We start from the raw sequence: 21,139 nt of genomic DNA on the forward strand, positions 1-21,139 counted from the left end.
AAGTAGTATAAACGCATTTATTTCTAGCATAACTATTGGTGCCAAGGAATTAACGTGTCAAAGTAGCAAATTTAACCGCATTCAGATTCAGCGCCTCTGTACACAAGGTAGAAGGATCGAAGCCGTGGGTAAGATTGAGCAACACATACTCGACGATTCCGCACGAAAGAAAGCCTTGGGCCAATTCTCAAGCGCGAAAATACTCATCAATTACAGCCCGGTTGCCTTTGGGGAAAGCCACGCGTCAGTTATTGCGCGGGCAATTGTCTGGGATTTGATGGACACCGGATGTGTAAAGAGATTATTTACCGAGCAGGCAAATAGTCAACTTGGCGAGAGAACTCTTGAGGATAGACTTCAAACACTGGCGAAACCCAAAATCAGTGAAGAAGGGAATATATCGTATACCGGAGGCGGCACAGAGTCTGAATTGTCCGATCCGATCGAAGAACTCTATCTTGCTCGAGAGGCGCTGAACGAGATTAGTGGTCGCGAGAAGCCCGACATCACCTACATGAGCTTGATGCAACATGCTGTTCACTGCGGAGTATCTGTTTATTGCTATGATGTGAAAATCAGCAAAGACCGGCTGCCAGGAGGCCGAAGACGTTATCCACGCTTAACGGATAGCGAAGTCCTGGCGATGCGCAACGAGCATATGACAACAAAATACCTCAATACCCCAAATCGCACCGAAGCGGGAACCGTGTTGCTTGGTGGGTCAGATCATTTTGACGAACATTCCCGTCCCACTTTGTTAGAGACCATGAAAATTCCTGAAATGTCGTACATTCGTTGCGATTGATCGTTGAAAAAACCCGGCAGGTTTTTATCTAATTGATCATTCCGGCATAGATGCCGTCATCCGATAGCCCCGTCCACGGATCGTGGAAATAAGCTTGTTGTCCGCCTCGTCGTCAATTTTTATGCGCAACCGTCGAATATAGACGTCCACCACATTGGTCAGCGGATCTTCGTGTGCGCCCCAGACGTTCTGCAGGATACGGGCGCGGCTCACAACCTTGCCGGATTCCACCATCAGAAACTCCAGCAGAGCGTATTCCAGCGACGTCATCTCGATCTCCACGCCAGCGCGCCGCACGATTAAAGCCTCGCGGTCGAAGGTCAGGTCGTCGATGGTCAAAACCCGTGTCTTTTCTGCCCAGGATTCAGATTTAGCCAGGCGCCGCTGCAGGTTTTCCAGACGCGCCAGCAACTCGTCGAAGGCGAAAGGCTTGGTCAGGTATTCGTCAGCCCCCAACTGCAGGCCCCGCACAATATCCTCGGTGCTGTCGAGGGCGGTGAGCATCAGGACCGGTGTCGCGTTCTTTTCCATCCGTAACGAGCGGCAGATCTCGCGCCCATCGAGGATCGGAAGCATGAGATCCAGAATAATGCTGTCCCACTCTGAGCTGCGGGCAAGATCAAGACCGGTTTGGCCATCGTTCGCGACCTCCACCTGATGTCCCTCGGCGCGCAGTCCTCGGGCAAGGAACTCAACAATGCGTGCGTCGTCTTCGACCAGCAAAAGCTTCATGCTTGCCTCTCGTTTTGCTGGCGTTCCATCTCTAGATCTCCTTGTTTTGAGAACGGTTCTTCTGGGAGGGATTTGTCGGAAGCAGGCAGACTGACATGAATGGCCGTTCCCTGTTGCCGCTGAGCGTCGATCCAGATTCGGCCAGCGTGGGCCTGCACGATCGATTTGGCGATTGGCAAGCCAAGCCCTGTGCCTTGGGCCCGATCAGGCTCTGCGCTTGCGGCACCGCGATAGAACCGGTCGAAGACGCGTGGAAACTCGTCCGGCGGGATGCCCGGGCCCGTATCTTCCACACTCACCTCCCACTCGTCCTCACAGCGGCGGACCTCGATATGAACCCCCACGCCGGACGGCGAGTGCTTTACGGCGTTTGACAATAGAATTTGAAGTAACTGGCAAAGACGCTGTGAATCGCCTTCGATCGTGACGGGAACCGCCGGCAGTGCAGTCGTCAGAATCACGTCATGCGCGTCGATCAGCGTGCGGAGTTGACCAATCGCCGTACTCACGGCTTCCCTGAGATCAATTTCGGTACGGCGCATGTCGGCCACACCGGCCTGGGCGCGGGCAATCAGGAAGATATCGTTGACGAAGCGCGTAAGCTGCTCGCTGATCTCGACAATGCGGTCGAGGGCGGAGTGGTAGATATCCTGATGGTCGACTCTCGTACGCAGAGCAACTTCGGCTTCACCGCGGATCGCCGTTATAGGTGTCCGTAGTTCATGGCCGATATCAGCGAAGAACTGACGCCGCATTTCATCGCGCCGCTCGAGTTCCCGATTGGCCGCTCCGAGTTCCTCGGTGCGCTCCGCCACCCGCTGCTCCAGGGAAAACCGCGCTTTCTCAAGCGCCTTGCGCTGATCGAGCAGTTCCTTGGCCATATCGTTGAAGCGAACCGAAAGCTTTGCGAATTCGTCATGACCCGAAACCGGAATTCTGTGCTCCAGTTGACCGGCTGCAAAGATTTCCGCGCCACTCTCCAGGTTTTTTAGATTCTGGCGTAAACGAAGCAGCAGGATATAGACGACGCTGCCGGTCAGAACAAAGCCTGCCAGCGTGGCGGCGATAGCGGCCCAAAAGGCGACCTGATTGACCAGTTCGATTTCGCTGAGTGCCTGTGCGAGTTCCTCCCGCTCGTCCGTCACGGCAGATTCGATAATCCGGCTGATGCGACCATCTATCCGGCTGGTAAGGCTGGCGCTCAAAAAGGCACGGGCTTCAACAGCGTCATTCTCCGACATCAAACGTTCGCTCGTTCGGATATCCTCAAAGACCTGGGCAAGCTCGTTTCTGAGCAGAGTCAGGCGGCGGGAGTCGTTGACGTTTTCGTTCGACCTCAATCCAATGACATCGAATTCTTCGGTCACATTGGCGTCGATCTCATCGATAATCCTGGAGAGCCGCTGTTCCACCTCTGACAGGTCGAAGGTCAGAACGCCGCTCCCGTCCATCAAATCCCGGCGCACCTGCTTGAACGTTCTGAAGACTTCCCCGGAGAGCTGCAGGTAACCGCCCAATTCCTGATAGGCAAGGCTCGTGCGCTGATGGTTATAGGTCGTGCGTTGAGTATTCCACAACAAAAGGCCCGCGCAGGCGACGATGACGACGGCGAGTGTGCTGACGCTTAGGCTTATTTTGGTGCGAACCTGCATGCAATAAAACTAGTGGTTTAGCGTGGCAACGACCATGGCTCATTAATGAACGCAGCATTAACAGCTGCAACAGTCCAGAACGCGTAGAGAGCTGCATTGTCGCGCAGAAGTGTTCATTAAGAACCTGATTCGTACACCGCAAAATCAGAGAGATTAAAACGTAGGGCGGGGCCTAATAACCCCGCCCTGAACACTGGCCGGTAAAGGCCCGAGACGCTTCGTCCCGTCTGCCTACTTGACGCTGTAGGGCAGGGAAGAGTGGTGCAGGTTGATCAGAAGTTCGCCGGTTTCGGCCCGCAAGTATCCAAAGGAGTACTCGACCTTCACCTCGCTGCCGGCGCTATCGGTGAAGTAGTAGTTCCCCATCGCCAGGGCACTGTCGCTGTCGGTCATGATTTCTTCGTTTTCAAAACGCACTTTGGTCCAGGGGTTGATGGCGAAACCCTTATCCTCTGAAACGATCCCTTTAACGAAGTAGGAGAGGGCTTCTTGCTCCGTTCCCCGGAACTGGTTGGCAGCCGCCTTGGTTGGTTTGAACAATACGGGCGACTCGCCGTAAGCATAGAGATCGTCGATATGTTTCTTCGCAATGCCGACATAGTCGCCGCCACTGGTCTTCGCGTTACCGATTGCGACGATGCCAGCGCCCCAGGCCTGCTGAGCGGCAAGAATCTCGTCTTTGGTAATGCTGTCACTGCTTGCGGCGACCTGCGTGGCCGCAAGAGCTGTAGCGGCGGCGATCGTGGTGATGGTCCAGGTTTTCATTGCGTTCATCCCTTCAGTCTCCGTTCTGTGTCAAGGACGGCGTTTGACGTCAGGACTACGCCCGAGGATCGCCGGCCTCGCACTGAAGTTGGACTCCCGAAGTGACAACGAAAAGCTGCTTAACCAATGGGTAACAGCGCGTTCAGGCTCCCGTCATCCGACAGTCATCTGGAGTTCATAAAGAGCAAGTTGGGAAACAAGCAGGTGCGGTCACTTAGACAGCAAAATTTTCGTGACGCTTGGCCATTTCAACCCGGTAGGCCGGGAAAATCAGTGAAACCTTGGTGCCTCTACCTTCAGTGCTATCGACGGCAAGCTGTCCACCGTGCAGTTCGATCAGCCGCTTGACGAGCGGCAGACCAATTCCAACACCACCGGCCGCGTTTCGTCCCGATTGTTTAAGCTGTTTGTAGGGCTGAAGCGCAAGCGCCAAACCCTCACTGGACATCCCGATCCCATTATCTGCCACGGAAATTGCCAGAACGCCTGTTTCAGAGGTTTCTGCACTGAGCTCGATCCTGGGATCGCCATTGCTGTATTTGATAGCGTTGGCCATCAGGTTATGCAGCATCTGGCTAACGTAGGCACTATCCGCCGTCAGGACGATGTCTTTCTGCGGTGGGACAATTTCAATATTCCGGTCATCCTGACCGGTAATTTGAACAGTGCTTCGTTTTGCTTTGCTCAAAATCTCCACAACCGACAAAGGCTCGTCACTGATCTCGATATCTCCAGTCTTGAGTCGGGCAAAATCAAGCATGCGGTCCGTCAGCGTCATCACCTGCTCGGCGGTTTCCGCCATCACCGAAAAAAACTCAAGATAACGCTCGTCGCCCACAGGGCCGAAAATCTGACTTTGCAGGATATTCGCCGAACTGTTGAGGGCAGCGATAGGAGATCTGATTTCATGCGCAACGGTGGAAAAGAGATCGATGCGCGCATCTTCCGCAATACGCCCTTCGATATCCTGATCGTTCTTAATCTTGGCCTGTCGCCGTAACTCAAGGACCTGCATGGCCGACCGTGCAAAATCCTTCAACGCGGAAACATCCTCGACCGAAAAAGCATCGCGCGCGGTAAAATCGATGACGCAAAAAGTGCCAAGACGAAAACCAGTGTGGGTTACCAGTGGCACGCCGGCATAGAACCGAATGCCCGGCTGATCACAAACGAGAGCGTTGGCGGCAAAGCGCTGATCGTTTGTCGTATTCAGCACGACCAGTGGTTCATCAGATAGAATTGCATAGCCGCAAAAGGCCGACTCGCGGTCTGTTTCCCGAACATCGAGGCCTTGAACCGATTTGAACCATTGCCTCGACTGATCGACCAGTGAAACCAGAGCAACCGGCGTATTGAATTGCCGGCAGGCTAGCCGCGTCAAACAGTCGAAGGCCTCTTCAGGCGAACTGTCCAGAACATCATATGACTCTAAAGCCATAAGTCTCTGTGCATCGTTGAAAGGCACCGGGAACATAAATCACAATCGCCTTAGCCGTTGGGAGACAACTTAATGTTAAGTCCACGCGCGGTTATAAGTTTTTCAAGTGTAAAATGAAACTCCAAAAATACATCGATAACACCTTAATGTATGAAAATATTGATTAACCTTTGCAGATTGAGGTGGTTTTTTCATACGTTTGAGTAAGTAAAAAAGGAGAGTATCAAACGTTTCTCTTTAGAGTTGGTCTCTTGGTTACTAGGAAGACCTCACGAATTTGTGTCGACCAAATCAAATAGGGATAGGACATTGGCCGTTGAATACCCCCAATGCCGCGAGAACCTCGTTCAATAATCGCTTTATGCCGATTTGGCTTAGCCTTGTTCTTACAAGCGCAAAACCTATTCGTCTCCCAAGGCACGCGGACCATTGGCTATCCTAGGGGCTCGGTTAGCCACACAGTCGCGTGCAGTTACCTTAAAGATTGAGTCGATGATCAGCCTGACTTGCGGCGACGGCCAGCAGGCAGCGGCGACCGCACGCCATACAATGCGTTACGGCGTGGAGAAAACCGACGAACATATTGACTGCCTAAACATCATATGTTTACCGTAACTGCATGTCCGAGATGATCTACTACGATCTGAAACAGGTTGCTGGTCTTGCGCCGAGCCTTGCAACGCACATGGCGCGTGAGCTGGGACGCCGGATCGTTGCGGGAGGCTATGAACCTGGCCGCCTGGTGGAGGACGAAGCAGCGCTGGCCGAACGCTATCAGGTCAGTCGCTCAGTTGTCCGCGATGCAGTAAAGATCCTCGTTGGAAAAGGTCTGTTAGAGGTGCGTCGCGGCATCGGCACGCGTGTACGCCCGCGAGATAGCTGGGGACTACTGGATAACGATGTGCTGGCTTGGTACCAGTCGGCTCCGCCCAGTGGAGAAATTCTGCGACAGTTGATGGATGTCCGTCGGGTTTTCGAACCAAAGGCGGCTCTTTGGGCAGCGGAGCGCGCCACGCCGGACGACCTTGCAATGATCGAAACGGCCATCGAGCGCATGGAAGACGAAAAGGGATCCGTCGAGGACTTCGTGGTTGCCGATGCCCTGTTCCATCGTTCCATTCTGCGCGCTGCTCAGAACGAATTTCTGTCAGCGATGGAAGGAATCATCTTTTCTGCGCTGTTGAGCAGCATCCGGCTGACCAATAAAGATCCCAGGGAAAATCAAGATTCGATCCCGTTTCACCGTGAAGTCTACGAAGCAATCGCCGCTGGAGACGGTGAACGTGCCGAACGCGTCATGGAACGGCTACTTGGTGACGCCGGCAATCGGCTTGGAGACAGACTCAACGAAAATCAGCCTGACAAAGCTTTATAGCGTCATCAAATGATGCATCGCTGCACGCAAGCCTATCGTAAAAACCGCAGATAATCAGGAAAAACCGCAGTAACACAGAAGGAGGTTTATGACATTTAATCGGAATAGCGACCACTAAGAGTCGTTACACGTCCACTTTCCAATGTATCTTTAGATCGGTTCCCGCTTGTCGGGGCGATTGAGGAATTTGACAAATTAAGAGTAAATGGGAGGAATCATGCTCAAGAAACGAAACTTAACCCTGGCAGGCTGCGCCACGGCGATTGCCTTAGTGGGCCTGTCCGGCTCGATGGCAACTGCCGCGGAAACCAACTTGCGGATCCAGACTCACTTCGGGCCTGAAACGGTATCGGGCAAACTGGCGGCCGAATACATCGATGACATTCAGGTCATGTCCGGCGGTGAGATCAAAGTAGAGATGTTTTACTCTTCCTCAGTCGTCAAATCGGCCGAGACCTTTGATGCTGCAGCTTCGGGTATTCTCGACTGCGACATGACCGGCGGCGCCTATCAGACCGGTAAAAATCCGGCCTTCCAGTTTGTCGGCGACATCATGGGCGGATATGACACGCCGTATCAGCAGTTGTCTTGGCTGTACTATGGCGGCGGCCTCGAAGCGGCACAGAAGCTTTACAATGTCTATGACATGCAGCTCGTCGGTTGGTGGGTGCCCGGACAGGAATCTCTCTCGTCCTCCAAGCCGATCCGCAACGCCGCTGACTTCAAGGACTGGAAATTCCGTTCGCCTCCTGGCATGGAAACCAAGATCTTTGAGAATCTCGGTGCCAGCCCAATCGTAATGGACTTTACCGAAATCTTCACGGCTCTCGAAACTGGTATTATTGACGGTGCCGACGCATCCGGTCTCGCCAACAATGTTGGCCTGGGCCTCTACGACCTGGTGAAGCACACCAACTACCCTGGCTTCCATTCCATGCCGTCGGACCATCTTGCCTGTAACAAGAGTGTTTGGGACGGCATGCCGGAAAACCATCAGCGCATCATGTCAACGGCGATGATGGCTCTGGCCCTGAAAACGGCCCTCACGTTTGAAAAGAAGAACGCTGAAGCGGCTGCCAAGCTGAAAGCTGAAGGCGTAAACATCTACGACTGGTCAGCAGAAGACCGTCAGGCTTTCCGTGAAGCAGCTCAGGCTGCATGGGGTGATTTCGCGACCACTCCGGAAGCGAAGGCTCTGGTTGAGAGCCACACGGCTTATCTCCGTCAGCTCGGCCTGGCGAAGTAGTACCCTGTTCCAGCACGGGCGGTCTGAAGCTCAGTCCGCCCGTGATCAGGAAAAAATCGCAAAATTTTAAGAGGTTTGAGAACAGACAGCCCTTTGTCTGTCTGCGGAGAACTGTGCGTCGCTTTGTCGAGAATTCAGTGCATAGAAATCTCTGGGACCTGCGCCAAGTTTAGCTACTTTCGCATTCATAGCAGTTGGGTCGGCCTATTCGACCGACCCAAAGATTGCCATGCGATTACCCTTTAGACCGTTTCACCCATTGGCAGGTCGCGTATCCGCTTTCCGGTCGCATGGAACACGGCATTCGCAATTGCCGGCGGGATCGGCGGCACGCCCGGTTCACCCACACCCGAGGCATGAACCGAGAAGGGATGCTCAACGATGTGTGTATGGACCTTCTGCGGGAAGTTATCGGAGCGAACCATCTTATAGTCGTGGTAGTTCGACTCGACAGCCGCGCCGTTTTCGTAGTTCACCCCGCTGAAGAGTGCAGCAGTCATGCCCATGACGCAGGCGCCCTCCATCTGACTGCGGATCCGTTCCGGGTTAACCGCAAAACCACAGTCGAGGCCCATATGTATTTCGGGCACCGTAATTCTGCCGTCGACGATCTTCACCCGAACGGCTGACGCGACATAGGTGACGAAGGAGCGGTGAACCGCGAGGCCCAGTCCTTCGCCCTCCGGCAGTTCCTTGCCCCAACCGGCTTTGTCGGCCGCGAGCTTCAGGACATTTTTCAGCCGGGCCGTATCGATCGGATACTCGTCATAGATCTCTCCGTAGTCCCAGAAGTCCTCGGGGAAACCCTGTTTCGGCGGATCGAGTACACGGTCCGATCCGATCAGTTCCAGCATCACCTCCAGTTCGTCTTTGCCTAGTTCTTGTGCCAACTCAGACGCGAAGGACTGGATCGCCCAGGCACGCGGAATATTCGAGACTGAACGGAACCAGCCGATCCGTGTATGCGCCATCGCCTTGCCATTTTCGACCGAGATGTTCGGGATCTCGAAGGGCATGTCGAGATGCCCCATCCCACTCTCGATGAAGAACTGATGGCCGCTGTCCGGCGCGAAGGTCGAGAGGATCGACGGCGCAACGGAATTGTGCCGCCAGGCTGTGGCCCTGCCATCGGCATCCAACGCGACTTCGATCCGCTCGACCGAGGTCGTGGCATTGAAGCTATGCTGGATATCGTCCTCGCGGGTCCACTGGACACGGACCGGTGCCCCCACCTGCTGGCTTAACAGCGCCGCCTCGATGGCAAAGTCACACTTTGACTTCCGACCGAAACCGCCGCCCAGCAGGGTCACGTTTACGCGGACATTATCGACCTCCAACTTGAGGGCGGCCGCAATATCGCCGCGGGCGCCAAAGGGCGACTGAACAGGCGCCCAGATCTCGGCCTTGCCGTCCTTCACGTCCGCAATGGCAACGGGTGGTTCCATCATGGCGTGGACCATATGGGCCTGGCTGTATTCCCGCGCGAAGACCTTGGCAGCGCCCGCAAAGGCGGCATCCGGATCGCCTTCTTTACGGAGAACATTGCCGGGCTTCTTTGCGGTTTCACGCATTTCGGCCATAAAAGCTTCGGAGTTATAGCCACTGTGCGGACTGTCACCCCATTCGATTTCCAGGGCATCGCGGCCTTTGATTGCAGCATCCGTGTTGGAGGCAACAACCGCAATCCCGCCAAGCGGCGCGAATTTAGCCGGCATGATCGAACCTTCCAGCTCCAGGACCTGCTCGACCCCGGCGACCTTCATGGCCGCGCTGCTGTCATGGCTGACGGGTTTGGCGCCGACCACAGGTGGACGCGCTATCACCGCTACCTTCATACCAGGCAGGATCACGTCGGCTCCGTAGACAGCCTTGCCGGTCGTGATGTCATGCAGGTCGTAGGCGCCGATAGTGCCCTTGCCGATATAGCGAAACTCCGAAGCCTCCTTGAAACTCAGCTCCTCAAAGGCCGGAACCGGCTGACTCATCGCCAGCTTTGCAAGTTCGCCGAAGCCCGCTTTATTGGCACCGGCGGTGACCTCATGCACACCGACCTGCACGCCTGAAGGCTCGACGCCCCAGCTTTTGGCCGCGGCATTGGCCAGCATATGGCGTACCGAGGCGCCCATCTGCCGCATCGACTGAACGTGGTGGCGCATAGAGCGTGAACCGTCGGTATCCTGATTGCCGTATTTCAGTTCGTCGCCTTCGGCCTGCGTAATCTTCACACGGGCCCAGTCGGCACCCATTTCGTCGGCCAGCACCATCGGCAGGCTGGTGCGCGCGCCGGTGCCCATCTCAGAGCGGTGGGCGACGATGGTCACGGTGCCGTCCGGATCGATTGAGACGAAGATATGCGGATCGTACCGCAGTCCGTTCGCCATGGTGTCGCCACCCGTTTTATAGCGGGCGAAGGCGTTCGCCTCTGCGGAGAAGGCGGCAACCGCAAAGCCGGCAGCCGTACCTTTCAGAAACCCGCGGCGTGAGACATTGGAGAAAACCAGGGCAGGGGCCCTATCAGCCGATGCCGGGTTTATCGCTTGTTCCATGAAATGCAGCATGACTTATGTCCCCGTTGCAGCTTGGCGAACGGCCGAAACGATTCTCTCGTAACACCCACAGCGGCAGACGTTACCGGCCATACCGTCGAGGATTTCCTGGTCGCTCGGATTAGGTTTCTCGGACAACAGGCTGGCTGCCTGCATGATCTGCCCGGCCTGACAAAAGCCGCATTGCGGCACATGCTGGTCGCGCCAGGCGACCTGTACGGGATGATCGCCATCGGGCGAAAGCCCTTCAATTGTCGTGATGTCCTTGCCGGCAACTTCGCCAAGGGTCGTCAGGCAGCTGCGGACGGCCACGCCGTCCACGTGGATGGTGCAGGCACCGCATAGGCCGATGCCACAGCCGTATTTGGTTCCGGTCAGGCCGGCGATATCGCGAATGGCCCAGAGCAGGTTCGTATCATCCGAACCCTCGATGCTCCGGCTCTCGCCATTGATATTCAGGGTAGCCATTCAGTCCTCCTCGTTCGAACAAGTCGAAGTTTGATAGTGAATTTTGTTTTTTGCGTCGCGGTTCATTTGGAAAGCGGGCGCCACGATATTGAAAGGCGCTGCCTGCGCAGAAGAAACCCGTTTGAAAGCGGGTTTGAAATCGCACGCTCTAAAGCAATCAAGGACGAGAAGGTCCTCTTGCTGTGTGAACAGGGGCTGATGCACGTTATTCCCTTCTTCAGTGAATAACGGGTCAGACTCTGGGGTTGCAGATACGTGCGATTGTGTTCGTTTGAGTTTAAGTCAGGCACAGATTTATGCAAGTGAGCGAAGGTCGTACATAAGTGTCACGCTTCCCACGACAAGGCGCCCTCAATCCAATGAAAGCACGTTACGAGTGTAAGTTTGGCGTTGGAATATTGCTGAAACAATGCCACTAATTCGGCATTCTACAGTGAGTAAAATTCAGCAATGTAGAAACCCAGTCTCTCCGAACTTACGGCATTTTTCGGCAGTCGCGCGGCATCGAAACTTCCGCATGGCGGCAGACGAACTCGGCGTCTTGCCTTCCGCGCTCAGTCACACGCTGCGCAATCTCGAACAGCGCATGGGCCTGCGCCGATGTTTCCGGACGCACGGTTGGTAGATCGCCGCTGTTGCGCTCTGAAGGCAATTTGCTTGCGGTGATTGGGCGTACCGAGTGAACGCCATTTTCTGAACTAACGTGCCTGTCCACTTCCGCCCGCAGGCGGGTTTAGGCAAACATTGCTGCATCTTGGACAAAATTGCCCGCGTTTTGGACAAAATGCGGAGTGCCTCTTCAAATCTCTGCCCCAAAGTGGGCTAATTCGCGGCGGCTAGACCAGCACAAAGATTAGGGTGCACCAGAAAACCGCTCCGAAGAACAATTATGTGAATACGGGAGGCCCGGCATACCACTCAGCCGCTACGTCATAATGCTGATTCCTACAGGCCAAGCTGACCAAACGTTAATCGACAGTCTTCGCATAACCTAACGGACCCCGGAGTTTGGAGCGCTAGTCCTGCTGGAGATGAGTTTGATTTGGTCCTGATCTGGCGTGGCGAGAAGAAAGCCTGAACCGATTTGTTCGCAGCGTCGGCAATTTTCTTTTGGATTCTGGTGAAGTGGGACAGTCAGATGTTGAGTGTTGATGATTTCGAATGCATGGAAGCTCTGGCGGCGAGCCATGGGGGAAGCTTGAAGCAAAGATACGACCAAGATAGCGACGAACATAGTAGAGCCGGTGGTATCTTGGACAACGGATGGTGCCTTGGTGTTGCCGTAAATTGGATTGGCCGTACAAGGGATAATAAGTCTTTTTGGCCATGGCTCGAGACCGCAGAGGGACAGGCAGCATGCGTCAATATAATGGTAAGTCAGAAACTCCTGGGCAGTCTCATTCGGGTTTCAACGGGTGAGAGGGAGACGAGCGATAATGTTGGGGCCCTCGTTTCGAAAGCAAAGGCCAATTCCAAAACATTGCAGTCCGAACAGATAACGCTTGCCACGAAAGAACTGAAAAAAAGATATGAATTGGAGCCTGACCGCAGCAATTCACTTGCCGGATGCACTTTTGCTGAAGGCCAGTTAGCTTCTTCCTTCAACTTGGCCGTAGAATTGTGCAAAATAAACAATTATGCACTGATTGGCACCACCAATGCTCAGGGAGGCCATGCCATGGCTGTTGCAATGAATCCGGTAAGATTTATGGACCCCAACGTTGGTGAGTTCGAATTCTCTGACGTCGACAGGGTGGGCGATTGGCTGCAAGACCACTTCAAGCACATGGCTAGTTTGAATTTTGACACCTACGACGAACTCAAACTCTATTGCATCAGTTATTTTTAGCAGGCCGGAGTTCTGGTTCGCTCCGATATTGAACGTCCGTTAAGGATCTGGGATGCGCGGCATGTAAGTGGGAATTTATTTCCCACTTCATCTGGAGCAACCGACTCACAGGGCGGGGGATGCAAAAGCTTTGCCGCCAAAAAAGTTGAGGCGACCGGGCAAAGCAAGGGGCGTTTCAATCAGCTTCTTGCCGATCCGAAACGTAAGCCTATGGAGGCGCCTGCAGAGCGAATTTCGTCAGCAGAACGCGCCCGCGCGTGAGGCTATGACCCTTTTGGCAATTTATGAATAGGGGATATGCAGAACAGCCCCCCCCAAATCATCCCGACAGATCCCGCGAACCCCAGGAAACTGCCTGAAAATTTTGCTCGCGGGTGTTCTATGGGTACTTGGCACAGCCAAGCCCAGTGAGAAAATAAGCGAAGTATTTGGAAGGAATTGGCTCCGCGGGCAGGACTCGAACCTGCGACAAGGTGGTTAACAGCCACCTTTTCTGACTATATCCATGCGTAGTCAATCGGATATGATTCGCCGTAAATATCGGTTTTTGTTGATTTTAGCGCTCGCCATTAATCGTTGAACGGTGTCGATTCGTTGCTATATGCTGGGTACTCAATGGGTACTCGGCTAGAGCAGGTGGTAATGGCAACCAAGCTGACCAAGACACTGATTGATGGAACGGCCTATCAAGGCGGCACTCATATTGTCTTCGATACCGAGGTAAGAGGCCTGGGTGTCAGAGTTTATGCAGGCGGCGAAAAGGCGTTCGTGCTGTCCTACCGCTTCAAGGGCAAAAAGAAGCGAATCACCCTCGCGACCTATGGAACGCTGACGCTCACAGAGGCCAGGAAGCTTGCCAGGAGGAAGCTGGCCCAGATAGCCGATGGGATCGATCCTGCTGAGCAGCGGGCACAGGAGCGGACGCAGGGCACGCTCAAAAAGCTCGCTGAGGCTTATTTCGCGGAGAAGACGGAGCAGGGGACCAAAACCGTCGCAAAGATGCGATGGCGCTTCGACCGGCACACCCCAAAGACCTGGCTGGGCCGAGTGGCTGCCGAGATCTCGCGCTCGGAGGTGAATGGCCTGCGGTCCAAGATCGGAAGGCTGGGGCCTTATGAGGCGAATAGGTACGTCCAGATTCTTCGGCCAATGTTCAATCGCGGGCTATCCGGCAGTTACGACGATGTAGACATCGGCCTTTGGTTCTTTGAGCGAGGGTCTGAAAACCCAGCCGCAGAAATCGAGATGTTTAAGGAGCGAAAGCGAAAACGCTTCATGCGGGAGTCTGAGCTGCCAAACCTCGCGAAGCAGATCGATCAGTGTCCGAACGTCTATGTCCGCGGTGCCATATGGCTGTTTCTCCTCACCGGGTGTCGAAAGTCCGAGATTCTTGGGCTGCGACGAGCGAAACACGAGACTGAGCCATACGTGGATCTGACGCACGAGCAGATCGTAATCCCCGATCCGAAGAGCACGGGCGATGACGAGCAGACAGTGCCTCTCACCGGTCCCGCAATCGCCGTAATCCAAGCCCTGCCTATTGAGGAGGATAATCCCTTTTTGCTCCCTGGCAGAAGGAAGGGTCGGCCTCTCGTGAACATCGATAAGCATTGGGCCGCGATCAGGAAGGACGCAGGCTGCGAAGACCTGCATATTCACGATTTGCGGCGCACAGTCGGATCATGGATGACCGCTGCCGGTGAAGACCTGAACGTGATCCGGCACGGATTGAGGCATGCGAGCCTTAGCACCACCCTGATTTACGCCCGGCTTGGCGCAGAGCCAGCCCGTAAGGCCCTGGACGATCACTCCAGAAAGGTCATGGAGATCGCTGGAAAGGCGAGGGCGTCTGGAGACGAATAGATTTCGAACGTGGGCGGCTAGGTTTAGCGGCTGAAAGACCGGATTCCTGTTCCGGTTGCGCCGTCCACACCATTCAACAGGAGCGCCGAGCAGGAGGCGCCGTTGCCAAAGTTGCCACCCAAGGAATACCTCACCCTAAGAGAGACCCTGCAGTTCATGACTGATCGGGGCTTTTCTGAGGAAGAGTCCAAGCCAGCATTGGTTGATGCGTTTCTAAGTCGGCGGCATTACATCGAGGTGTTGGGGCGCTCAAAAGAATGGTTCGGGCTAGGAACTGAAATACTTAAAGATATTGGCCCGGTAGCATGGAACAGTGCTGTTCCGGACTGGGAGAGAAACGTGCTCGTAAGGCAAGGTCGGACTCGTGGAAGGTATTACGAGATCACCGAGATCGGTGTCAGCCGAATCGGTTTAGAGAGGTGGTTTAGGGTAGCGGTGAGCGCTGAAGTGCCACCCCCCGTTTCTGGCAACGCGCTCGCCAAGGAACAGGGCACATCCACAAAAGGAAGGCCCAAGGGTAGTGGCGGGATAGATGACAGCTCAACGCTGTCAACAGTGCGTCAGTTGATCTCTGAGGGCGAGGAGCGTGGGAAAGCGATAAATCGGGTGATTGGCCGTGAAGGGCAGGGCGTGAACGATAGGCTCGACAGCACCTATAAGCGCATCCTCCGCAAACTTAACGCTGGCAAAGAAAAGTAGACCCAGGGCCCGTTAGTCACATCAATTCACACCAGTCATTTCTGTGACTTAGTGTGACTTTAAATTACTATATTTCAATGCGTTAACCCGGTTAAGTGGCTTCATTCGCCACCTAAACGGAGTAACGCGGCCATGAATGCCGAAAGCCCCAAAATCCATAACTTGAAGGCTTCTGGGTCAGCCCAGACCTCAAGCCACGAAGCTGATTCCGATTATTGGAATGCGTTGATCACTCCGGAGGAATCCGGCGTGTTTTTGGGAGAGGTGTCTCCTCTGACGCTGAAGTCCTGGCGGCATCTGGGGGGAGGCCCCCCTTACATCAAAATCGGTCATAGAACTGTCAGATACCGCCGGTGCGATTTAAGGGCTTGGGCAGATGCTCGTGTCCAGGTCTCCACCAGCGACACCGGCAATCAAGCGGCGTGACCTATCCCCACAAGACGAGCCCCCAAAGCAAAACCCTCCGCCGGATCAGGGCGGAGGGCTCAAGATTTGCTTTGGCAAGCTGTTCCCCAACCACAAGGAACCCTCAACATGTACAACGAATCCCCTAGAAATTCAACTGTCGACATCGAACTTGAGGTCTCTCCGGCTTCTAAACCCCGGCGCAGTGTCGCTAACCTTCCCGGCGTTCACACCAAGCCTCAGCGCGTCACGGACAAGTACCGTCTTCGCCCTGCTATGGCTCGCGGAAATCTGCTGACATCGGTGAGTGTGCAGCAGCGGTTTAAGAAGCTATGGAGCTTGGGACCTCGTGCAACCTTGGAGTTCGCCATAGAGGTCTCGGAAAAGGGATTGCGCGGCGATGACCTATTGGATTGCCTGGACGCCTATTGCCGGTTGGATCTGCAAAGTCTTCAAGTGACCGGCGGCGATAAGTTCCCGGCTCAACCCATTTATGCTGTCACGGGAGGGTTGGGCCAATGAGTAGCGAAGACACTGGTCAAGACATTGCGGTTATCCCCAAGAATTCCCGCGAACAGATCCGTATTAGCCTGTCGGAGTTCATGGACTTCCGCTTGGTCAACATTCGTGTTTTCACCGATGACGGCGCTCAGTGGATACCCACCAAGAAGGGCCTGAGCATCCGCGTTGAACGCCTTCGTGATCTGCAGGAGGCACTGCGCAAGGCCGAATACGCATCTGTTCGCGCCGGGTTGCTTTCCGAGATCCAGGAGGCCACCCAATGACTGATCATTTCATGACTGCGGATGACCTCGAGTTCGTTGCCAAGCAGCTTCGGGGTTATCGCAAGGGTGCTGGCTGGATGTGTTGTTGCCCGGCCCATGATGACCGCAGCCCAAGCCTAAGTCTCGACATCAAGGGCGGGAGGCTTCTCACCCATTGTTTCAGCGGATGTTCTCCACAGGACGTCTGGGACGGCCTCAAGGACTACTTCGCCAGCGGTGAAGGCCTTTCCGAAGAGGAGATGCAGAAGGCCTTGGAGCGACAACGGCGTGCGGATCGGAAGCACGCTGAGAAAGAACGCTGGAAGACGCAGGAGGCCCTGCGGATATGGCGGGAGGCGGTACCGGCCAAAGGCACCCCGGTTGAAACCTACCTCCGCAGCCGGGCAATCACGATCGATGTTCCGCAGAGCCTTCGATATCACCCGAATGTTCAGCACGATTTTACCGGCCTGTGGATGCCCTGCATGGTCGCGGGCGTCCAGGCACCCGACCGGAAGGTGATCGCGATACAGCGCACCTTCCTGGCCCATTGCGGGACAAAGAAAGCAGGGCTGAGAGAAACAAAGCTCAGCCTTGGCCGTCCCGGTGCCGGTGCAGTCCGCTTCGGCCCTCCTGGCCCTGCCCTGGGCTTAGCAGAGGGCACAGAGACCAGCCTCAGCGCTCAAGAGATGTTCGGTATGGTCACATGGTCATGCTGCGGCACCCGCTTTGATGCGGTCGATCTGCCGGAAGAGGTGAAGGAAGTTCATTTCTGCGCTGACAACCCAAGACCCACAGCAAAAGACGGTGGCAAGGCTGCCCGCTCTGCCGTGGAGCGCGGTATCGAGAGATTCACCTCTGAGGGCCGCAAGTGCTTCGTTCGCCGTCCTCCGCCTTCGTTCGAGGATTGGAATGACCTGGCGCAAGCGAAACTCAAGGGGGATGCAGCATGACCGATATTTTCCGTCCAATAACTGACGATGAATTTCCGCCGGTCGAGGTCTACGAGACTCCAGGCGCGCCCTGGGAGCCACTGGACGAGCGATTGCTCAACGATGGTCGTCAGCAGGCTGTACCGTTCCCGATCGAACTCCTAGGCCCCTGGAAGGGCTGGGCATGCATTGCGGCCGAGGGGGCAAGCGCCCCGGTCGACTTCGTTGCAACAGGCATGATCACCGCTGCAGCCGCGGCTATAGGCAACGCCAGGCGAGTAACAGCTTGGTCCGGTTGGTCAGAGCCCTGCTGCCTTTGGTCAATCCTGGTGGGGCTTCCCTCCAGCGGCAAATCACCCGCTGTGACAGCCGTTACCAATCCCATCAAGGATATCGAAGCCGAACTCTGTGGAGACTTCCCATATCGGCAGTCCGAATTCGAGAGGGACAAGGAAGTTGCGAAGATCTCCCGGAGCAAATGGGAAGATGACGTTCGCACAGCAGTTAAATCGGCGCACCCGGCACCGGATATGCCAGCCTTGGCACAGGAACCAGAACCGCCTGTAAAGCCTCGCTGTATCATCAACGACCCCACCATTGAATCAGTTGCCCGGCTTCAGTCCCGCCACCCTCGCGGGCTGCTGTTCGTTCGTGACGAGCTGGCCGGCTGGATACAGGGTTTCGGGCGATACAACAGTGGTGCCGATCGGGCGTTCTGGATCGAATGCCATGGCGGCCGCTCGTACGTCGTGGATCGGGTCAAGCATGAACAGGCAATTTCTATCAGGCATCTGAATTCGTCCGTCACCGGCGGCATGCAGCCTGATCGCCTCAGCAGCTTGTTTATCTCCGGTGAAGACGATGACGGACTGCTTGCCCGCTTCCTGATCTCGTGGCCTGAAAAGGTTCCGCCGCGGCGCCCGAATGTCGCTGTAGACGAAACGCCTTATCGGGAAGCTCTGCACCAGGTAATGACTTTGACTATGGGTGTGGATGAGCAAGGTAGTGCTGAGCCTATCGACATTCCATTGGCTTCTGATGCTGCGGATACTCTCCAGGCCTATCGCGAAGATAATGCACGGACTGAGGACACCTTATCAGGTTTGGCCCTCAGCCACGCCGGCAAGGGTCCTGGTATGGCTCTCCGGCTTGCCCTGGTGCTCGAATACTTGTGGTGGGCCGCTGAGCCCGAGGGAAGTCCGGAGCCGTCAGAGGTAAGCCTGAAGGCCATGCAGGCCGGTATCGCGCTCTTTGATGGTTATTACCTGCCTACAGCCATTCGCGCCTATGGCGATGCCGCTCTACCCAAGAACGAGCGTGGAGCCGCAGCCATTGCACGCCGCATCACGAAACAAGGCCTGCGTACAGTGAACGCAAGTCAGATTCGCCGCGGCTGGAGATTGCCAGGCCTCTCGACCGCCGACGACGTGAAGGAAGCCTTAGATGTTCTCGAGGAGGGCAATTGGGTCAAGCGCGTTGGGAACAATCGAGACGGCAGGTCCCCCGGTCGCGGCAAGTCAGATTATCTCGTTCACCCCTCAGCCTGGAGTGAAGCCCATGAGTAAGTGGCTTGATCTGGCTCTCGCCAGCATGGAGGAGCACGAGCCTTCCGCTTCTGATTTCCCTTATGCAGTTAGTGCAGTTAGTGCAGATAGGTCTAAGGCCGCACCCACGCCCATAAAAAACAATGACTTAGCGCCAGACCTAACTGCAATGCAGAAATTGCAGTTAGCTGCAGTTAGGTCCGAAAACGCCGTTTCCGCCGTCGAATTGCCAACTTCAGGCCGACTTACGGGCGTTCCCGGCGAGTGGCTTCACGGCTTCGACCGCCTCGTTTCCATGCCAGTGCCGCTGGGCCTGGAGGTAACTCGCTGGCTCGAAGTCCGGGCTGATACCGAGCGCTTCCTGGTGCAATGGGGCGCCCGTGCTGCTGCGCTGGGCTGGGACACACTTAACCTCTTCGGCGTTGGCCGCGACGCTCCGGAAGAGCAGATCCACCTCGCGGGCCTTGCCTGGCTCCTGAAGGGCAAGACGGTGGCGGCCATGACCGAACAGCTGGCAATGGTTGATATGGGCCGCGGCGTTAAGCAGAGCTTCCCTCGTCGCGACAGGCCCGGACAAATCCCGATCTGGTGCCTTCCTTTACCACAGAAACGCAAACGCCAGGAGGTGTCTAACCATGACTGACGAGAAGATCACAGCCTTGCGCGAACGGCTGGTCCTATCGCGGCGAAACCAAGTGAATTGGTTGGCCGGCAGGCCTCTGGATGAATGCATGTCTCCCGCTGCTGTCGCCGGGATAGTAGACGCGCACATCGCGCTGCTGGCCATTGATGCGGTGTTACAGGAGGACATCGCGGATGAATAACCCAACCGATCCGCATGAGCCTACTGGTTGCCGTTGGATCGACGGCCACCCCGGCCAAGGCCATTGGCGATACTGCCAACAACCGCAGCAACGAAAGAGCGCGTTCTGTCCGGAGCACCATCGGCGCGCCTACTTCGATCCCCGAAAGCGCGAAGAGGCGAGCCAGGAGCCGGGCGAATGACAATGACGCCGGCAGAGAGGCAACGACGGTTTCGGGAACGCCTGCGCAATGGCGCTACGCAGGTGACTATCGAACTCCTGCCAATTCATATCGAACGCCTGCTCGACTGCGGGTGGTTGACGGAAGAGGAATCGGAAAGAACCTCAGCACTGGCGCGCGCGTTCCTGTCGTCGTGGGAAAGGTCGCCGCCCGTCAATTCACCGGAAAAGACCGTCACAGCGTTACGCACAGGACTGTTTGACCCTGATAGAATCTCGAGAATCAAACGGGATCGTGAGCATGAATGATTTTGAGAAAGTGCTGGCACTGGGCTTAGGCTCACATATCGCAAATACGGCAGGGTTCGTTATCGACGATCTCGCTGCAGCGGGTGTTATGCCATCCGATGGCCCACAAACATCCGCGCAAGCTGCCATCGTGCTGCTTGGTGTTATGGGTCTGCCCGCGCCTGGCGACACTGTTGCGGTGGTGGATTACTGGCGGCACGCGATGCTCTCCGGTGCCTCCACGATTAAGACAACGGGAAATTTCAGAGTCCATGAGTCTTACTGGCATGACGTCGAGACCATGGAAGAGATGCGGCAGGCATCTCCCGCGCTATTCCAGCCCCTGCTGGATCTCCTCACAGGTGCAATCGAGTGTCATCGGAGTGCTGAGCAAGTCGACACCATTGGCGATCATAAAGTGTTGGCCTTTTCCTTAGATCACAAAACTAACCGCGCACAATTGGATATCAACCTCCATGCGAGCTATGAGGGCGGTGCCTTGGTCTCGCGGCACGAGTACACGGTTAGTCCAGACTATCAAACCTTGGTTGACAGCGATCAGTGGCCACCAGCTCAACTTCAGCAATTTGGGGCTTCTGTGTCGGTTGCTGCTGCTGGTTCGATTTTCTTCGACATTGCGGACTATTTGAACAATCACGCGCAAGCGGCGGCTGGGTTGCCGGTCACGAAACGTATAGCTGCAGAGAGGCGGGCTCACTGATGCCACGAAACGCGTTTAATCACTGGATGAGAAATCAAAGCGACGGCGGCAAACGGGCCTACGC

At 55.6% G+C, this 21,139-nt stretch carries 22 protein-coding genes; 16 read left to right on the top strand and 6 right to left on the bottom strand.

Going from position 1 to position 21,139, the window contains the following annotated elements:
* Positions 1 to 124 precede the first annotated feature (124 nt).
* A complete protein-coding gene (locus QMZ18_RS26440) occupies positions 125 to 805 on the top strand; it encodes a hypothetical protein (RefSeq protein WP_282609377.1) in 681 nt (226 codons plus the stop codon).
* 36 nt (positions 806 to 841) lie between these two features.
* Here QMZ18_RS26440 and QMZ18_RS26445 read toward each other — a convergent pair whose 3' ends face one another.
* From QMZ18_RS26445 to QMZ18_RS26460, 4 genes are all read right to left on the bottom strand, one after another.
* Positions 842 to 1,537: a response regulator transcription factor gene (locus tag QMZ18_RS26445; RefSeq protein WP_282609378.1), complete on the bottom strand. Its 696-nt coding sequence runs from the start codon at positions 1,535 to 1,537 to the stop codon at positions 842 to 844.
* On the bottom strand, positions 1,534 to 3,189 hold the full coding sequence (locus QMZ18_RS26450; RefSeq protein ID WP_282609379.1) for a cell wall metabolism sensor histidine kinase WalK: 1,656 nt from the start codon (positions 3,187 to 3,189) through the stop codon (positions 1,534 to 1,536). The genes QMZ18_RS26445 and QMZ18_RS26450 overlap by 4 nt, the downstream gene beginning before the upstream one ends.
* Before the next feature lie 231 nt (positions 3,190 to 3,420).
* Positions 3,421 to 3,963 carry a phosphoribosyl-AMP cyclohydrolase gene (locus QMZ18_RS26455; RefSeq protein WP_282609380.1) on the bottom strand — a complete coding sequence of 181 codons (543 nt, stop codon included), beginning with the start codon at positions 3,961 to 3,963 and terminating at the stop codon, positions 3,421 to 3,423.
* Between the two features lie 205 nt (positions 3,964 to 4,168).
* A complete protein-coding gene (locus QMZ18_RS26460) occupies positions 4,169 to 5,392 on the bottom strand; it encodes a GAF domain-containing sensor histidine kinase (RefSeq protein ID WP_282609381.1) in 1,224 nt (407 codons plus the stop codon).
* Between the two features lie 619 nt (positions 5,393 to 6,011).
* Between QMZ18_RS26460 and QMZ18_RS26465 the strand changes: the two genes are divergently transcribed.
* Both QMZ18_RS26465 and QMZ18_RS26470 read left to right on the top strand, forming a co-directional pair.
* A complete protein-coding gene (locus QMZ18_RS26465) occupies positions 6,012 to 6,767 on the top strand; it encodes a FadR/GntR family transcriptional regulator (RefSeq protein ID WP_282609382.1) in 756 nt (251 codons plus the stop codon).
* 217 nt (positions 6,768 to 6,984) lie between these two features.
* Positions 6,985 to 8,013, top strand: coding sequence for a TRAP transporter substrate-binding protein (locus QMZ18_RS26470; RefSeq protein WP_282609383.1), 1,029 nt, complete (start codon positions 6,985 to 6,987; stop codon positions 8,011 to 8,013).
* Positions 8,014 to 8,255: 242 nt separating this feature from the next.
* On the opposite strand, the gene QMZ18_RS26475 is transcribed toward QMZ18_RS26470, so the two are convergent.
* Both QMZ18_RS26475 and QMZ18_RS26480 read right to left on the bottom strand, forming a co-directional pair.
* Positions 8,256 to 10,571 (bottom strand): molybdopterin cofactor-binding domain-containing protein, encoded by a 2,316-nt coding sequence (locus tag QMZ18_RS26475; RefSeq protein ID WP_282609384.1) that lies wholly within the window; start codon positions 10,569 to 10,571, stop codon positions 8,256 to 8,258.
* A gap of 3 nt (positions 10,572 to 10,574) precedes the next feature.
* Positions 10,575 to 11,027, bottom strand: a complete 453-nt coding sequence (locus QMZ18_RS26480; RefSeq protein WP_282609385.1) for a (2Fe-2S)-binding protein — start codon at positions 11,025 to 11,027, stop codon at positions 10,575 to 10,577.
* Positions 11,028 to 11,436: 409 nt separating this feature from the next.
* Here QMZ18_RS26480 and QMZ18_RS36965 point away from each other — a divergent pair, with 409 nt between their 5' ends.
* The 13 genes from QMZ18_RS36965 to QMZ18_RS26545 all read left to right on the top strand — a co-directional run bounded on the left by QMZ18_RS36965 (position 11,437) and on the right by QMZ18_RS26545 (position 21,075).
* A complete protein-coding gene (locus QMZ18_RS36965; protein WP_322097309.1) occupies positions 11,437 to 11,652 on the top strand; it encodes a LysR family transcriptional regulator in 216 nt (71 codons plus the stop codon).
* Between the two features lie 513 nt (positions 11,653 to 12,165).
* On the top strand, positions 12,166 to 12,876 hold the full coding sequence (locus QMZ18_RS26490) for a YopT-type cysteine protease domain-containing protein (RefSeq protein ID WP_282609387.1): 711 nt from the start codon (positions 12,166 to 12,168) through the stop codon (positions 12,874 to 12,876).
* A 642-nt stretch (positions 12,877 to 13,518) separates the two neighbouring features.
* Complete coding sequence (locus QMZ18_RS26495; protein WP_282609388.1) at positions 13,519 to 14,739, top strand: site-specific integrase; 1,221 nt, start codon at positions 13,519 to 13,521, stop codon at positions 14,737 to 14,739.
* Between the two features lie 102 nt (positions 14,740 to 14,841).
* A complete protein-coding gene (locus QMZ18_RS26500) occupies positions 14,842 to 15,438 on the top strand; it encodes a hypothetical protein (protein WP_282609389.1) in 597 nt (198 codons plus the stop codon).
* Between the two features lie 534 nt (positions 15,439 to 15,972).
* Positions 15,973 to 16,365: a hypothetical protein gene (locus QMZ18_RS26505; RefSeq protein ID WP_282609390.1), complete on the top strand. Its 393-nt coding sequence runs from the start codon at positions 15,973 to 15,975 to the stop codon at positions 16,363 to 16,365.
* Entirely contained in the window at positions 16,362 to 16,628 is a 267-nt protein-coding gene (locus QMZ18_RS26510; RefSeq protein ID WP_282609391.1) for a transcriptional coactivator p15/PC4 family protein, read from the top strand. The genes QMZ18_RS26505 and QMZ18_RS26510 overlap by 4 nt, the downstream gene beginning before the upstream one ends.
* Positions 16,625 to 17,560 carry a toprim domain-containing protein gene (locus QMZ18_RS26515; protein ID WP_282609392.1) on the top strand — a complete coding sequence of 312 codons (936 nt, stop codon included), beginning with the start codon at positions 16,625 to 16,627 and terminating at the stop codon, positions 17,558 to 17,560. Before QMZ18_RS26510 ends, QMZ18_RS26515 begins: the two co-directional genes overlap by 4 nt.
* Entirely contained in the window at positions 17,557 to 19,104 is a 1,548-nt protein-coding gene (locus tag QMZ18_RS26520; protein ID WP_282609393.1) for a DUF3987 domain-containing protein, read from the top strand. The genes QMZ18_RS26515 and QMZ18_RS26520 overlap by 4 nt, the downstream gene beginning before the upstream one ends.
* 148 nt (positions 19,105 to 19,252) lie before the next feature.
* Complete coding sequence (locus QMZ18_RS26525) at positions 19,253 to 19,726, top strand: hypothetical protein (protein WP_282609394.1); 474 nt, start codon at positions 19,253 to 19,255, stop codon at positions 19,724 to 19,726.
* Entirely contained in the window at positions 19,719 to 19,907 is a 189-nt protein-coding gene (locus tag QMZ18_RS26530; protein WP_282609395.1) for a hypothetical protein, read from the top strand. The genes QMZ18_RS26525 and QMZ18_RS26530 overlap by 8 nt, the downstream gene beginning before the upstream one ends.
* The gene (locus tag QMZ18_RS26535; protein ID WP_282609396.1) at positions 19,900 to 20,088 is read left to right on the top strand and encodes a hypothetical protein; all 189 of its coding nucleotides are present in this window, start codon (positions 19,900 to 19,902) and stop codon (positions 20,086 to 20,088) included. Before QMZ18_RS26530 ends, QMZ18_RS26535 begins: the two co-directional genes overlap by 8 nt.
* Positions 20,085 to 20,375: a hypothetical protein gene (locus tag QMZ18_RS26540; protein ID WP_282609397.1), complete on the top strand. Its 291-nt coding sequence runs from the start codon at positions 20,085 to 20,087 to the stop codon at positions 20,373 to 20,375. Before QMZ18_RS26535 ends, QMZ18_RS26540 begins: the two co-directional genes overlap by 4 nt.
* The gene (locus QMZ18_RS26545; protein WP_282609398.1) at positions 20,368 to 21,075 is read left to right on the top strand and encodes a hypothetical protein; all 708 of its coding nucleotides are present in this window, start codon (positions 20,368 to 20,370) and stop codon (positions 21,073 to 21,075) included. The genes QMZ18_RS26540 and QMZ18_RS26545 overlap by 8 nt, the downstream gene beginning before the upstream one ends.
* The last annotated feature ends 64 nt before the right edge of the window (positions 21,076 to 21,139 follow it).

The sequence above is a fragment of the Pelagibius sp. Alg239-R121 genome (genome assembly GCF_947331435.1).
Classification (GTDB): Bacteria; Pseudomonadota; Alphaproteobacteria; order Kiloniellales; family Kiloniellaceae; genus Denitrobaculum.